General features: G+C 66.5%; 9 protein-coding genes and 1 pseudogene. 5 read left to right on the plus strand and 5 right to left on the minus strand.

All coding sequences use genetic code 11. The features are described 5' to 3' along the window. Window positions 1–1783 precede the first annotated feature (1783 nt). From IE209_RS14840 to IE209_RS14855, 4 genes are all read left to right on the plus strand, one after another. Window positions 1784–4249: a TnsB C-terminal domain-containing protein gene (locus IE209_RS14840; protein WP_189687739.1), complete on the plus strand. Its 2466-nt coding sequence runs from the start codon at window positions 1784–1786 to the stop codon at window positions 4247–4249. A gap of 9 nt (window positions 4250–4258) precedes the next feature. Beyond that, window positions 4259–4633 carry a hypothetical protein gene (locus IE209_RS14845; RefSeq protein ID WP_189687740.1) on the plus strand — a complete coding sequence of 125 codons (375 nt, stop codon included), beginning with the start codon at window positions 4259–4261 and terminating at the stop codon, window positions 4631–4633. Window positions 4634–4848: 215 nt separating this feature from the next. Then, window positions 4849–6039 carry a TniB family NTP-binding protein gene (locus tag IE209_RS14850; protein ID WP_189687741.1) on the plus strand — a complete coding sequence of 397 codons (1191 nt, stop codon included), beginning with the start codon at window positions 4849–4851 and terminating at the stop codon, window positions 6037–6039. Continuing rightward, on the plus strand, window positions 6026–7438 hold the full coding sequence (locus tag IE209_RS14855; RefSeq protein WP_189687742.1) for a TniQ family protein: 1413 nt from the start codon (window positions 6026–6028) through the stop codon (window positions 7436–7438). Before IE209_RS14850 ends, IE209_RS14855 begins: the two co-directional genes overlap by 14 nt. 129 nt (window positions 7439–7567) lie before the next feature. Here the strand turns inward: IE209_RS14855 and IE209_RS14860 are convergent. Both IE209_RS14860 and IE209_RS14865 read right to left on the minus strand, forming a co-directional pair. Beyond that, a pseudogene (locus IE209_RS14860) lies at window positions 7568–8198 on the minus strand (CaiB/BaiF CoA transferase family protein); the annotation flags it as partial. Between the two features lie 8 nt (window positions 8199–8206). Continuing rightward, entirely contained in the window at window positions 8207–9133 is a 927-nt protein-coding gene (locus IE209_RS14865; protein WP_229882862.1) for a hydroxymethylglutaryl-CoA lyase, read from the minus strand. Between the two features lie 103 nt (window positions 9134–9236). Here IE209_RS14865 and IE209_RS14870 point away from each other — a divergent pair, with 103 nt between their 5' ends. Next, on the plus strand, window positions 9237–10139 hold the full coding sequence (locus tag IE209_RS14870) for a LysR family transcriptional regulator (RefSeq protein WP_189687744.1): 903 nt from the start codon (window positions 9237–9239) through the stop codon (window positions 10137–10139). Window positions 10140–10219: 80 nt separating this feature from the next. Here IE209_RS14870 and IE209_RS14875 read toward each other — a convergent pair whose 3' ends face one another. The 3 genes from IE209_RS14875 to IE209_RS14885 form a co-directional block, all read right to left on the minus strand. After that, the gene (locus IE209_RS14875) at window positions 10220–11557 is read right to left on the minus strand and encodes an MmgE/PrpD family protein (protein ID WP_189687883.1); all 1338 of its coding nucleotides are present in this window, start codon (window positions 11555–11557) and stop codon (window positions 10220–10222) included. 44 nt (window positions 11558–11601) lie between these two features. Further along, a complete protein-coding gene (locus tag IE209_RS14880; protein ID WP_189687745.1) occupies window positions 11602–12573 on the minus strand; it encodes a tripartite tricarboxylate transporter substrate binding protein in 972 nt (323 codons plus the stop codon). An 88-nt stretch (window positions 12574–12661) separates the two neighbouring features. Further along, window positions 12662–14752 carry an acetate--CoA ligase family protein gene (locus IE209_RS14885; protein ID WP_189687746.1) on the minus strand — a complete coding sequence of 697 codons (2091 nt, stop codon included), beginning with the start codon at window positions 14750–14752 and terminating at the stop codon, window positions 12662–12664. Between the last annotated feature and the right edge of the window lie 3 nt (window positions 14753–14755).

A 14755-nucleotide genomic window follows, 5' to 3' on the forward strand; every position in this document is an offset into this window, starting at 1 on the left:
ACCAGACGAGTTTGACTGTTAACAGGAATCTTATGAAAAAACCGCATTGTGAGATGAGGGCCAAGCAACCCCGAATTACTTGCCGTCGCATGCCCCGCCAGGGTGGCTCGGCCCATCGCGTGGCTGGAAACCGTCCACGGTTGCCGGATCCTCCGACGATTGGAGAACCGTTCGACGATTCTGAGTGGTGGGCAATCTGCAACTCGCTGGGCATCGACCAGCGAACCGCCGCTGAATGAGGGTGCCCCATGCACATTACCACTCATGAGCATTCCCTCAAGGCGCGCATCACACGAGGGCTACGTCGCGCCGTTCGTCGCGGCGCAAGCTCGCAGCCATGTCATCGAGCAGCACCAAGGAGCCGCCCTACCCGTAGCGCCTTGGCAGAAGTTCTCACCTCAGCTCCGGACGGTCGGTGTGCGGCCCAAGCACAGGAGCGAGCGTCCGGTTCGAGAGCAACGACTGCCATCCACGCATCTAGCGTCGCTGCGTCTCACTCTCCAATGCAGAACCGAACAACTGGGATCTGCATGCGGCGAACGGACCAGCACTCGATCTGGGCCATTCAATTCATCAGCCGCTTGAGGCACCTGTGCCCGTTAGGGAGTTTCTACGGATCTTCCGATTGCTGCGAACGCCCCCTAGACCGGCGTGTCGGGGCGCCTTTGTCATCAGTTTTTGCGGGGAGCTTTTGCATGGATACGAAAACGAAGACGGCTGACCTTTCAACTGAAAGGCAGCAACGCTTGAAAGGCCCGACTGCTGCGAAGCGGGCAGCGTCACCAACTTTGGCAGCACGACGCCGGAGCACGCAGTTCAGCGATGACGCGGAAGCCAGTCCCATCGCACGGTCATGGCCCGACTTGCGCCTCATCCGCCGACCAAGGCCGGTGCTGAAGGCGACGTGTCGCGCTTTGCAAGAGCGGCCGAGCCGCTCGTCAGCGGCCCTCACGCCGACGTTCTTGCAAAGGAGTGCTGCTGTGCCTCCGCTGCTCGCCACCTCTGCCACAACTGCCCTGCACGGCCGTCCCAACTGCCGTCGGGTCCATGCGGCGTATGCGCTCCCAGGTCTCGACCGCTTAGGCGGCTCGGACCTCGTCTGAACACGCCGCCTCCGGCGGCGCCCCTCCAACTCGATCGTCGCGCGGCTCATGGCCGCGGGGCGGAGCGTTGCCGCCAGAAATTTGAACTTTATTCCGAGGAACCTAAGTATGACGCTTACCAGAAACCCCTTCTCCACACCGCGTCGCCGCATGACGTGCCACCGGCGCAATCGCCCAGGAGGCGGTACGCACGCCTTGGACCCATCCCGTCCGCAACTGCCGCCGCCCGGTCCGCAATCCGGTGCCGCTGAGCACACCCACCGCTGGGAACGCGCTCCAGCCTTCCACCGCAACCCGCACGTCGCCAACCATTGAAAGGAGCCATCGACATGCAAACGACTACTCACTCGCAGCGCGAGATTGCCCTACCCCCTGTCGGCGACCGCTTGCCCAAGCGGGCGCGGTCGCAGCAAAGCCGAGCCGGCCAACGGCGTCATGCCACCACGGCTACAGCCGCGCATTGCGATCAGAAGAGACCGAGCGCACGAGGCGGCTGGCTCTGCGACTTGCGAATCCGCGACGACAACGGCGCGATCGAGGTGTGACACCCGTGCGCACGACTCGCTTCACACGTTTGCCTTACGCCGGGGAGCAGACCGTCGGCGACTTGGCTTCAACCCATCCGGAGCGGCGGCATCCGAAAGCGCCGAGCTGCCCCCTCTCCATCTAAGGAAAGATCTATGAAACACAAGAGCAACAGCTGGCTGACGAACATGCAGCCGTGGCATCCGAAGCTTCCCTGCGTGGAAGCAATCAACACCGCCATGTTCGACTGCCGTCTCAACGGAGAAGGGCGCGCGAACGTCAACAGCGCGATCGCCAATGGGCCTTCACGTCGGGTCCAAAGCCATCGAGGGAACGTCACCATTCGCTTCACGAGCACGAAGATGGCGACCCAGGTGATGCTCGAGAGCCGACGTGGTGAACTGCCATTGGCCGTGCTCGCGGAGGCCAATCCCGACGTGGTCGCCTTCTTCGCCCAGCCGGATCCGATCGAGCTGGAAATCAAGGACGCCAGCGGCAAGGTGTTGACCCGCCTCTCGTACACGCCAGATCTGATGGTCGTGTTCAAAAACGCCGTGGAGATCTGGGAAGCAAGGGACCTCGCCAAGCTGGCCGCGGATCACCTCAAGAATCCGATGCGCTTCGTCTTGACCGAGGACGGCCAATGGCACGACCGCGCAGCCGAGGAGGCGTACAAGAAGCTTGGCTTCCAGCATCGTCTGATCGACAACAGCTCGATCCCATCGGTGCTGGTGCGCAACATCCGTTTCCTTGAGGACTACACACGCTCAGACAGCCCTCCCCTCGATCCGAAGGTGGGCGAGGCTATCGCAGCGTACGTGCAAGCGCAACGCTTTGTCACCCTGCACCATCTGATTCGGCTCGCGGGGTTCAAAGCTGACGACGTCTACAAACTGGTCCTGCTCAACGGCGTGTACGTTGACATGAAAACTCAGCTTCTCGACAACTCTTCCGATCTCACGATCTACTCCGATGCGACGACGTGCGCAGCTCACCAGCGCGTGGCCACTGCGCAATTGGAGAAGCCGTTGCCAGTACCCGGGCGCGCTTGGATCCGAACAGGAGGTCAGCTCAAGTACCAGGGAGTCACCTACACCGTGATCTTGGTAGGTGAGCGCGACGTCTTGGTGCGCAACTCTGACGGCATCGACTCGACCTTGCAACTCGAGGCCCTCAGGGCGCTCAACGATGCCGGTCACATCGTGACCGACGCATTGACTCAAAAGTCGGACATTCGCCAGCTTGCCGACTTCTCCCCTGAGGAGATCGAACGCGCCATGGCCCGCATGGACGCCATCGCCAACCCTGGTGCATCCAAGTATTCGATTCGCCAAATCAACAAGTTTCGCAGGTGCATCGCCCACTGCGTCACGCAGATCGACGCGCTCATCGCGCTGATGGATCGGCAACGGGACCGCGGCAACTTCAAACCGCGGCATCCGAGTCGATCCCAAGACCTGCTCAGGCAGGCCATCGACGAGCACTACAACAAGCCGGAACGCCCCACCAGGATGGACGCCTGGAAAGAGTACGTCAAAGCGTGTCGCACCACGCTTCCGGACCAGAGCGCGGTCACTCCGATCTCGTACTCACGGTTCTGCAAGTCTTGCAATGAACACGAAGACGTGAAGAAGCGCGAGGGAAAGAAGCAGGCCTACCAAAAGCGCGCCATCGTTCAGTCTCTGGACAACGCCTACCCTGTCCATGGGTTGAGGCCACACGAGGTGGTTCACATCGACCACACGGTTGCGACGATGGCAACCATCAGCCCCAACGGCGCGGACCTTGGCAAGCCCTACTTGAGCATCGCCTTCGATGCTTGCATCGCGAGCTGCCGGGCAATGGTTCTTTCTTACAACCCGCCTTCCTCTGCGACGGTACTGCTTCTTCTGCGGGATTACGTGCGTCGAAATGGCCGCGCACCGAGCGGCTTGGTACTTGATCACGGCAAGGAATTCAAAAGCGCCGAGCTTGCGTTCTTCTGCGCCTTGCACGGGATCGAGATCCGCTACCGACCGCCCGGAATGCCGCGCGGAGGGTCCCCAGTCGAGCGCGCCTTCGGATCGCTGGAGACTGAAGTCTTCGCAGCGCTGGAGGGAAACACCCGCCAAATGCGTGACCCCCGCCTTGTGACCGCCGAGGTGAACCCTTTCGCTCGTGCTACCTGGACGCTGACCGCGCTTTACTACGCGATCGAGAAATATTTCTTCCAGGACAAGCCCAACGAAGTGTCCCCAGCTTTGGGCATGACGCCGAAGGAGTACGAGAAGAAGCTGCTCGAGGAGACCGGGCAACGTGCGCACATGCTCGTTCGTTACGACGAGAACCTCATGCTGTTGACGTGCCCTCACCCGACGCGGCGGCACCATGTGGTCGACCCGAAGCGCGGCGTTTGGGTGAACGGCATGTGGTACATGCACCCCGACTTCAAGAAGCTGCTCGGGAAGACCAAAGCCGAGGTGCGGGTGGAGCCGTGGCTTCATCGCGTGGTGTACGTGCAGATCAACCAACGTTGGGTCGCCGCTACGGCCAGCAACGCTCGTTGGGTTGGCAACAAGACCAAGGAAGAAGTTGAGATCGCCCTGCGAGAGGAACGCCGCCAGGCCGGGGCTGACGCCTAGCGGGACCGTTTGTCGGTGAAGAAGGCAAAGGCGCAAGTGAACGTCAAAGAGCCTTCGTACTTCGACCCGCGGCTGCGCTGCCAACAAGACGAAATGCTGCACCTGTACGGCAGCACCGGCATGCACGGCATGACGTACGCAATGGAATCGGTCAGACCATGCAGGATGGTCGAGGTGGTAGCCGTGGAGCCCTCTAGCAACTCGTTCGCGGCACCGGCCTCTGCAGCGATCGAGCTTTCCGCCCCGACCGGCGAGCCCGCAATCGTGTCCGCAATCACACCGCACTGCGACAGCGAACCTGCTTCGGATAACGGCTCGGGCGATGCGCCTTCGACGATCTTGCAAGACTATGGAGACCAAATTGACCTGCCCGGCTGGCACTGAGACGTTGCCGCTGTTGCGACACCGCATCGGGCATCTGCCACATCCTGCTTGCGCGCGTCGTCCTCGTAAGCCTGGCTGGCAGAGACGGTCGCACGTCATCGTCACCCATCAGTGGCCGTCCTTCGCCCATCGCCTGCACCGCGGCGCCGGCTGTCTCGCTATCGATTCGGCGGCGTCCCATTCACTTGATCCTCAACCGTCCATGAAAGGCTCTTATGACTGTTAACTCCAAAGCACCATCGCCCCTCGACCAGGCGGTCAGCGAAGCCAGCAACCCTGAGCGTCTGGACGTCGACGCATCCCTAATCGGGCTCAAGCGCGAAGCTGTCCTTGGCCTGAGCATGGCTCTGCGCCTTCGGTGGTTCCATTTGCAACAGGTCAGACATCCGCGCTTGCTTCACGTGTTCCAAGACCTCTCTGAACTCATGGAACCCAACAACGACGTCAACATTGTCAGCCTCGTCGGCATGACTGGTGTCGGCAAGACGACTCTGGCGCGCCAGTTGGTGCCGCACATCGTCTCACTCTACGGCGACGCTCCACCCAACGAGATTCCGGTTCTCTATGTCAAAGTGCCTGCAAACGGAGAACGTTCCCTTTCGTGGCGCGTCTTGTACCAGCGCATCTGCAACGCAGCGCAAGAGATCATGCTGCAAAACCGGATCAACGTGGACACCTCCACACCTGGAGAGATGCGATACACCGGACGTGCAGGCAGGTCCATCGCTGCCATGCGAGAGGTACTTGAGCCCATCATCGAACATCGCAACGTGCGCATGCTGATATTGGACGAGGCGGTGCATCTTCTGCGCTTCCAGGAATACAAGGAGGTGATGGACACCGTCAAGAGCCTCTCCGACATCGGCAACATGAAGCTGCTGCTGATCGGCAGCTACGACATCGTCGAACTGATGTCCAGCTACGGCCAAGTGGCCAGACGAAGCGAGATCGTTCACTACCGAAGATACAGCGTGGAGCAAACGAAGCCCGTCGTCAAGGATGGCGTGGAGAAATTGACCGCCGACCAGATGGAGTTCAGAAAAGTTCTCAAGCAGTTCGAGGAAATCTGGCCGAGCAAGAACGTACCGAACCTGCAGCTTGCCTGGTTCGAATGGATGCTCCAGACGCTTGGCTGCATTGGGCTGCTTAAGCTCATCCGATTGGCGGCGCTGCAGCTCAAGGCACCTGGCGAGAAACTGAAAGTGCCGATGCTGAAGAAGATCTTCAAGACGAAGAAGGCGCTGCAGCTGCTCGAGGAGGAAACCAGCAAGGGCGAGGATGCACTTCGCGGCGGCTGCTACGGAGAGTCGCCTTTCGACGACGATGCCCTTGCTGCGCTTTTCAGCACCATGACTGGGGAAAAGATCGTGAAGCCCACCAAGGAGGGCGCCGATGCGGTCGCTTGAAAAACTTTACACGCCGACGCCGCTTTATGGGCTGAAGTTGCTGCGCACATCGGAGGGAGACCCGGAGTCGCTCCACAGCTACTTTCAGCGACTCGCCTTCGCGCACCGAGTCACACCTCATCACCTGCTGCATAAGTTCGTCGCTTGGAGGCATCACGAGCGCACCGGGTATCACATGACCTTCGCATCTGGGGCCGACGCGGGTATCCGAATGCTCGGCGCCACAAAGGCAGCCCAGCGGTTTTGTACCGAGTTCACAATCCTGAACGGAGTCAAAGGTCTGGAGCTTGGCACGGCACTGACTCTTTCAGGACACTGCAGTACGCAGGAACTCGTGACACCCGCGGACCGTGTTTGCCTCGCCTGCGTCCAGGAGGATCTGGAAATCGGCAAAGCATCCTTCGGCCGGCTGCTGTGGCGATTGGCCTGCGTCCGATGTTGCCCGCGGCACGGCTGCAATCTTGTTGAAGTGGGGCACTGCGGCCCCATGCCGTTCAAGTTCGACAGACGGAAACCGGCGAAGCTTTACGGCGTTTGTCCAGCTTGCGCTTCCATTGGCTACAAATGCTTGACACGCGGTGAGGAAGCCGGGCCGGAGGAGCTTGCCACCGCTGTCCTATGTCGTGACCTGCTTGTAGCGGCGCCACACCTTCCGTCGACATCGGAAGCTGCAAAGTCCGCGTTCCGGGAGCTTGCAATGACCCTAGAGGCAGGTTACTCGGGTGTAGCCAAGAACGCCAACTTGAACAAGTCAATCCTAGCGAGGTGGCTCAATGCGCCCGACGCCAGACTGACTTTGCCTGCCATCATCGCCATCGCGAAGGTACTTGAAGTGACAGCGGTGCAGTTTCTAAGAGGTGAGATGACAAGTGCCACGCGGGAGCCTACGCGGACAGTTGGGAGGCAGAAGCGCGTATTCACTACTAGCGATCCTGCCTCGCTCAAAGCTGCGCTTGAGGCCGCGCTTGACTCCGACTCGACGAGCGCTGCAGACATTCTGCGCACCTTCAAGGTGGACAAGAAGGCCTTGCGCCGAGCAGACCCGGTACTGCTCGATAAACTGGTCAAGCGCCGCACGCAACAACGAGCCGAACAGATCCAGAAGCGCTGGGAAGACGCGTATGACCGGGCGGCAAGCGTTGCATTGCGGCTACGTGCGTTGGGTCACCGAGTGACCTTGCAGGCAGCATCGGCACTTGAGGGAGGGAATCGGTGGACGCCCACCGATGTTCATTCAAGAGTCCTATTCGCGCTGGCGTCTGGCAACGTCGAGAAAACGATTCGGCGTCACTTTATTCCGGCAGACATCGCCGATCGATGCCGGAAGTTTGTCGCTGATCGTGAAGCGACGAAGGCTCAGCAGTTCGCAAAGGGACCTGTGTCGGAGTGCCTACCATGAGTTCTGAACTTCCCCAACGAAAGGACGCCACGGCGTCCTTTTTTGTTGTCGAATGAACTACAACGAAGCCTAGTTTGCGTTGAACCACAACGGCGGAATGGCGCCCTTTTATGCGGAACTTGACAATGAGGTACTGCTGCATGTGCTGGGACGCCAGGAACACGCAGTTCTCGAACAGCGCGCTCTGCACCTCCTGGCCTTTGCCGGTGCGCTCGCGCTCGCGCAGCGCGGCCAGCACGCCGATGGCGCCGAACAGGCCGCCCATGATGTCGTTGACCGAGGTGCCCGCGCGCAGCGGCCGGCCCACCGGCCCGGTCATGTACGAAAGCCCACCCATCATCTGCACCACCTCGTCGAGCGCAAGACGGTTCTCGTAAAGGCCGGGCAGGAAGCCCTTGTGCGTGACGTAGATGAGCCGGGGAAAGCGCGCCGACAGCGTGGCGTAGTCCAGGCCCAGCTGCGCCATGAGGCCGGGGCGGAAGTTCTCCAGCACCACGTCGCACTGGCCGGCGAGTTCGGCGGCCGCGGCGCGGCCCTCCTCGCCCGTGATGTCCAGCACGATGCTCTTCTTGTTACGGTTGAAGCTGCGGAAGAAGCCGATGCCCAGGCCCGGCAGCCTGCGCGTCTTGTCGCCGCCGGGCGGCTCGACCTTGATGACCTCGGCGCCCAGGTCCGCAAGGACCATGCCGCAGGTCGGGCCCATGACCATGTGGGTGAATTCGAGCACGCGGATGCCCGAGAGGGGAAGCGTCTGTTCCATGGATGTTCCTAGGCGGTTGGAGCGAACGTCTTGGGCAGGCCGGCGCGCCACAGCGTGCCGTGCAGCACCTCGCCCTGCAGCCAGGCCGCGACCTTGTGGCGCAGCGCGAGCAGCCGGTGCAGGTCGATGCCGGTGGCGATGCCCATGTCCTCCAGCAGGAAGGCCAGGTCTTCGCTGGCCGCGTTGCCGCTGGCACCCGGAGCGTGCGGGCAGCCGCCGATGCCAGCCAGCGTGGCGTCGAAGCGGTCCACGCCGGTCTGCAGCGCCGCGTAGACGTTGGCCAGCGCCAGGCCGCGCGTGTCGTGGAAGTGGCCGCAGCACAGGCGCTCGCCCGCGATGGCCCGGGCCTGCTCGAACAGACGCAACACCGCCGCGGGATTCGCATAGCCCACGGTGTCGGCCAGGCTCACGCGGTCGGCGCCGGCATCGAGCAGCGCCTGCATGCAGCGCAGCACCTCCACGGCCGCCACCTCGCCCTGGAGGGTGCAGCCAAAGGCCGTGCCGACACCACCTTCGATGAGCGTCTTCGACCCCGCCGCATCGCGCAGGGCGCGCATCTTCGCCACCTCGGCCACGACCTCGTCGGGCGTCCTGCGCAGGTTGGCCAGGCTGTGCGCGTGGCTGGCCGACAGCGGCACCAGCATCACGTCGGCCTGGGCATCGATGGCGCTCTCGGCGCCGCGCAGGTTGGGCACCAGCACCGAGACCACCAGGCCGGGCAGCGTCTTCGCATAGGCCACGAGTTCGGCCGTGTCGGCAAGCTGCGGCAGCAGCCGCGCCGGCACGAAGGAGCCGACCTCGATCTCGCGCTGGCCGGCCGCGTGCGCATCGCGGATCCATTCCTTCTTGCGCGCCGTGGGCAGCACGGTGGAGATGCTTTGCAGGCCATCGCGCAGGCCGACTTCGCGCACCACGGCGCGGCGGGGTTGGGTCACGGTCTTGTCTCCGTGTAAAGGCTTGGCCCGCACTCTAGACATGCCGATGCGAATCGAGAAGCGCTATTCTTTCGCGCCTGACATGCCATTTCGGAACGTCTCCATGCACGACCTCGACCTCACCACGTTGCGCCTCTTCGTTGCCACCTGCACGCTGCGCACCATCGCGCGGGCCGGGGAGCAGCAGCACATCGGGGCCTCGGCCATCAGCAAGCGTCTGGCGCAGCTGGAGCGGACCGTCAACGCACCGCTGTTCGAACGCGGCCGCCGCGGCGTGGTGCCCACCGCCGCCGGCGAGATCCTGCTGGAGCATGCGCGCGCCATGCTGGCCAGTGCCGACCGCGTGGCACGCGACATGGCGGCCTACCGGCACGGCATCAAGGGCCAGGTGCGCGTGCTGGCCTCGATGTCGTCGATCGCCGAGCAGCTGCCGGACGACATCGCCGGCTTCCTGGCCGACCCGGCGCACGCCGAGATCCGCGTGGACCTGGAGGAGCAGGTCTCCAGCCAGATCGTGCGCGCCGTGCGCGAGGGCCTGGCGCCGCTGGGCATCTGCTGGGACGCGGCAGACACCGAAGGCCTGCAGACCCGGCCCTACCGCAGGGACCGCCTGGTGCTCGTGGCGCACCCGCAGCACCCAGCGGCGCAGCGGCCACGGCTGGCCTTTGCCGACAGCCTGGTCCACGAGCATGTCGGACTGCCCGCCTCCACCGCGGTCTACAGCATGCTGGCCCGGGCCGCGGCCATCGCCGGTCGGCCGCTGCACTACCGCACGGTGGTCTCCACCTTCGAGGCCAGCCTGCGTTGCGTGCGTGCCGGCCTGGGCATCGCCGTGGTGCCGCGCGAGGTGGTGCCGCTGGTGGCCTCTGCCGATGGCCTGCGCGTGGTGGAGCTCACCGACCCCTGGGCCACGCGGCAGTTCGCGATCTGCTTTCGTGACGCGCAGGGACTGTCGCCCTCGGCGCGGCTGCTGCTCGCGCACCTGCAGGCGAAGGCGGCGACCTGACCATGCCGGCCTGCGTGCCGCACCCCGGTGGCGCGCGGCGGCCGCTGACGGGCGCTGAACCGCGCCGCGTGCGACAGCGCTCAGGCAACCAGCGCGCGCAGGTCGGGCGCCGCTTCCAGCGCATGGATGCCGGCCAGCAACGCGCGGGCGCGCGCGGCGCCGATGACGGGCGACGCCAGTTCCAGCAGCTTGTCCTGCAGCTCCGCATCCGACAGCGGCAACTCGGGGTCGCCCTTGCGGTCGGGCTGCAGCCAGGACAGGCGCCGCCCGTCGCGCGTCTCGATCTCCACGCGCGCGGCGCGGCGCCCCGGGAAGCCGGCGTCGATGGCCGGGTCCACCGCGGCCGAGACGCGGCCGAGCATGTCCCGCAGCCGCGGATCGGCCAGCCGCTCCGGGGTGTACGCGGACAGGCGCACGCTGCCGTGCACGAGCGCGGTGGCCACCACGAACGGCAGGCTGAAGCGGGCTTCGTTCTCGGTCTGGGGCTGGGTGTGGCAGGCGATGTCCAGCGCGGGCCCGTAGGTGGCCACGTGCACGCGGGCCACTTCGTCCGGCCGCAGGCCGTGCCGACGCGCCAGCTCCAGCGTGGCGTCGATGGCCGCGAACGTGTGGCCGCAGCCGATGTGGTTCTTGAAGGTCAGGCGCGTGATGTGGAAGTCGCGGCCCAGCGTGGCACCGACCTGCGCCCAGTCCGGTCCGTCGCTCATGGCGCGGCCGAGACCGACCTCGCCGTCCAGCACGTCGCGCGCGCCCGTCACGCCCTGCGCCGCGAGCTGCGCGGCCAGCAGCCCGCCCTCCGCGGCCCGCCCGGCGTGCAGGGGCTTGGACATCGAGTCCGTGCGGAAGGCCTGTTGCAGCCCCGCGGCGAAGGTGGCCGCGGTCGCCAGCGCATGCGCGAACGGCGCGCCGTGCAGCGCGAAGAGGCCGGCCGCCGCGGCCGCCGCGCCGAAGGTGCCCACCGTGCCGGTGCTGTGCCAGTGGCGGTAGTGCGGCCGGCCGAGCACCACGCCGATGCGCGTGGAGACCTCGTAGCCCAGCACCACGCCGCGCAGGAAGTCCAGGCCGCTCGCACCGCGCTCCTGCGCGGCCGCCAGCGCCGCGGCGACGGTGGCGGCACCCGGGTGGTACATGGCGTCGCGAAAGCTGTCGTCCACCTCCGCCGCATGGGCGGCCGTGCCGTGCAACAGTGCCGCGCTGCGCGCCGGCAGGGCCTGACCGTCGAACCGGCGGGCGCGGCCCTGGCCCAGTTCGTCTGCCAGCAGGGCCTGCAGCTGCGGCACCGGGTCTGCGGCCAGACCCGGAAACAGCGCGGCATACCAGTCGATCACGGCGCGCTTGGCGTGGTGCAGCACGTCGGCGTGCAGCCGCTCGCGCTGGAACGTGGTGACCCAGGCGCCGAAAACTTCGGTGGCGTGCATGGTGGATCCCATCCCTTTCTCGCGTTGTTCAGACAGTGTCATGGTCATTCCGCCTTGATGGACTGCGCCTGCACGAGGCGCAGCCATTTGGCGCGCTCCTCCCGCACGATGCGTTCGGTGGCGGCCGGGTCCTCGCGCGTGAGCTGCAAGCCTTCCTGCGCCGCGCGCCGCTCGAAGGCGGGCGTGGCGCTGGCACGGCGCATGGCGGCGTGTACGGCCTGCAGCAGCGCGTCGGGCAGGCCGGCCGGCGCGAACAGGCCATACCAGACATCGGCCTCGTAGCCAGCCACACCCGCCTCGGCGAAGGTCGGCACGGCGGGCAGCAGCGGTGAGCGCCGGCCCGCGGTCACGGCCAGCGCGCGCAGCTTGCCCGTGGCCAGGAACGGTGCCACGCTCGGCAGCGTGCCGAAGCCCAGATCGATCTGCCCCGCCAGCACATCGTTGACCATGGGGGTCGCCCCCCGGTAGGGCACGTGCGTGACGAAGATGCCGGCCGAGTTCTTGAGCAGCTCGGCAGCCAGGTGGGTCGATGTGCCATTGCCGGCCGAGCCGTAGGCCAGCCCACCGGGCCGGGCCCGGGCCTTGGCGAGGAAGTCGGCTGCCGAGGCCAGCGGGCTCTCGGCACGGACCACGGCCACGTTCGGCGCGCGACCCAGCAGCATCACTGCGGCGAAGGCGGTGTCGGCCGGGTACGGCAACCGCGGGTACAGGCTGGGCACGATGGCCAGTGCGCTGGTGTTGAGCAACAGCGTGTGGCCGTCGGGCGCGCTCTTGGCCACCAGGTCGTTGCCGATCACGGTGCCGGCGCCCGCCCGGTTGTCCACGAACACGGGCTGCCCCGTGTCCTGGGCGATGGCCTCGCCCAGCGCGCGCGCCATCGCGTCGGTGCCGCCGCCCGCCGGGAACGGCACGACCAGCCGGATCGGCCGGGACGGCCAGGCCTGCGCCCGCGCTGCCACGGCCGTGGCCGCAGCCGCGATGGCGCCGCCAGCCTGCAGAAGAATTCGTCGCCGCATGGCGTTGCTCCGTGGAATGTCGGTGGGTGGCGTGCAGCCCCGTCGCGTCCCGGCGCACGGGCCGGCCGGTCCGGGGGCCGCAGGCGGTTCAAAGCAGCACGACGACGCCGTCGGCCGCGCGCACACCCTGGCCTTCGGGCAGCACGAACACGGGGTTGATCTCGGCCTCGAGCAGCCGGTCCCCGAGCTGCGCGACCATCTGCGAGAAGGCGACGACGGCCGTGACCAGCGCCTGCACGTCGGCCCTGGGCCGGCCGCGGAAGCCGTCCAGCAGCGGCCAGGTCCGAAGCGCCTGCGCCATCGCCAGCGCTTCGTCGTGCGACAGGCCGCCCGAGGGCGGCAGCAGGCGCAATGTGGTGTCCTGGAACAACTCCGCCGTCACGCCGCCCATGCCCAGCAGGATGGCCGTGCCCAGTGCATCGCGGTGCATGCCCAGGATCAGCTCGGTGCCGCCGCCGACCATCTCCTGCACGAGGAAGCGCCGGGGCTGCACGCCGGCCCGGGCCTCGACCTCGCAGGCCATCTGGCCCAGGCGTGCGCCGATGGTTTCGGGTGTCAAGCCCACGGCCACGCCGCCGACATCGCTCTTGTGCGTGATCTGCGCCGACAGGATCTTGAGCACCACGCGCCCGCCCAGTGCAGCCGCCGCCGCCTGCGCCTCCTCGGCCGTGGCGACCACGCGTTCGGCCGCACAGGGCACGCCGAAGCGGGCGAACAGCCGCTTGGCCTCGGCCTCGTCGAGCGCGCCGCAGGGCAAGGGGTCCAGCGCCACGGCGCGCGGTGCGGCAGCGTCCTCCCGCACAGGCGCCTGGAACTGCGCCACGCGCAGCATGCCGGCCAGCGCGGCCGTGCAGCTCTCGGCGGCGGCGAAGGCGGGCACGCCGCGCTGCGTCAACAGCGCGCCGATCTCGGGCGCGTGCGGACTCACGTAGGCCAGCACCGGCTTGTCCGAGGCGGGCAGGCAGTCCTGGATCGCGCCAGCCAGCAGTTCGGGCATGGCCAGGCTGGAGGAGCCGACGATGATGACCAGCGCGTCGTAGGTCGGGCTGGCCAGCAACGCCTGGATCGCGCCGCGCAGCAGATCGGGCCGCAGGCCCGCGAGCGTCACGTCGATGGGGTTGCGGTCCAGCACCGCCTCGCTGCCGCTCTGCAGCGCACGCAGCGCATCGGCCGTGGCCACGTCGGGCGCTGGCGTCTCGAAGCCCGCCACCCCCAGGTCGTCGGAGACCAGGGTGCCGGCGCCGCCGGTAGAGGTCAGGATGGCCACGCGCCTGCCGTGCAACCGGCGCCCGGTGGCCAGCGCCGCGGGAATGTCCAGCAGGTCGGAGAAGCTCTGCGCGCGCACCACGCCCACCTGGCGGAACAGCGCGTCGTACATGCGGTCGGCCCCGGCCATGGCGCCCGTGTGCGAGACCGCGGCCTGGGCCCCGGCTTCGGAGCGCCCGATCTTGAAGGCCACCACCGGCTTGCCGGCGCGCGCGGCCTTCAGGCAGGCAGCGCGGAACTTCGCGGGATGGCGCACCGTTTCCACGTACAGCGCGATCACCCGCGTCGCCGGATCGTCGGCCAGGTGGTCCACGAAGTCGGCCAGTTCGAGATCGACCTCGTTGCTCGTGGCGATCAGCTTGGACAGACCGATGCCGCGCGCCGCGGCGCGCGACAGCAGCGCGCCCAGGATGCCGCCGCTCTGCGACACGACGCCGATGCCGCCCACCGGGAACGCGTCCATCTCCAGCGCACCCGAGGGCGAGAGCACGATGCCGTCGGTCAGATTGACCAGGCCGATGGTGTTGGGGCCGAGGATGCGCATGGCGCCGGCCGCCTCCACCAGTTGCTGCTGCCGGCGTGCCCCCTCCGCGCCGGTCTCGGTGTAGCCGCTGGCCAGCACGATGGCCGCCGCGCAGCCGCGCGCCGACAGCTCCCGGACGGCCACGTGCGCGCGCTCGGCGCCCAGCAGCACCACGGCCACGTCCGGCACCTCCGGAAGGGAGGCGATGTCGGGGTAGCACGGCAGATCGCCGATGCGCTCGACCTTGGGGTTGACCGGCAGGATGCGGCCGGCGTAGCCGTGCTTGCGCAGGTAGGCCACGGGACGACCGCTGGTCTTCTTCGGGTCGGCGGAGGCGCCGATGACGGCGACGCTGCGCGGCGAGAGCAGTCTGGAAATGGCGTCGTTCATCGC

It is taken from the genome of Pseudorhodoferax aquiterrae (assembly GCF_014652235.1).
Taxonomy (GTDB): Bacteria; Pseudomonadota; Gammaproteobacteria; order Burkholderiales; family Burkholderiaceae_C; genus Pseudorhodoferax; species Pseudorhodoferax aquiterrae.

Coding starts and splice junctions, on each gene's coding strand:
- IE209_RS14885 (WP_189687746.1), bottom strand. CDS start 14,752: ATGAACGACGCCATTTCCAGACTGCTCTCGCCGCGCAGCGTCGCCGTC.
- IE209_RS14850 (WP_189687741.1), top strand. CDS start 4,849: ATGACTGTTAACTCCAAAGCACCATCGCCCCTCGACCAGGCGGTCAGC.
- IE209_RS14870 (WP_189687744.1), top strand. CDS start 9,237: ATGCACGACCTCGACCTCACCACGTTGCGCCTCTTCGTTGCCACCTGC.
- IE209_RS14840 (WP_189687739.1), top strand. CDS start 1,784: ATGAAACACAAGAGCAACAGCTGGCTGACGAACATGCAGCCGTGGCAT.
- IE209_RS14880 (WP_189687745.1), bottom strand. CDS start 12,573: ATGCGGCGACGAATTCTTCTGCAGGCTGGCGGCGCCATCGCGGCTGCG.
- IE209_RS14875 (WP_189687883.1), bottom strand. CDS start 11,557: ATGCACGCCACCGAAGTTTTCGGCGCCTGGGTCACCACGTTCCAGCGC.
- IE209_RS14855 (WP_189687742.1), top strand. CDS start 6,026: ATGCGGTCGCTTGAAAAACTTTACACGCCGACGCCGCTTTATGGGCTG.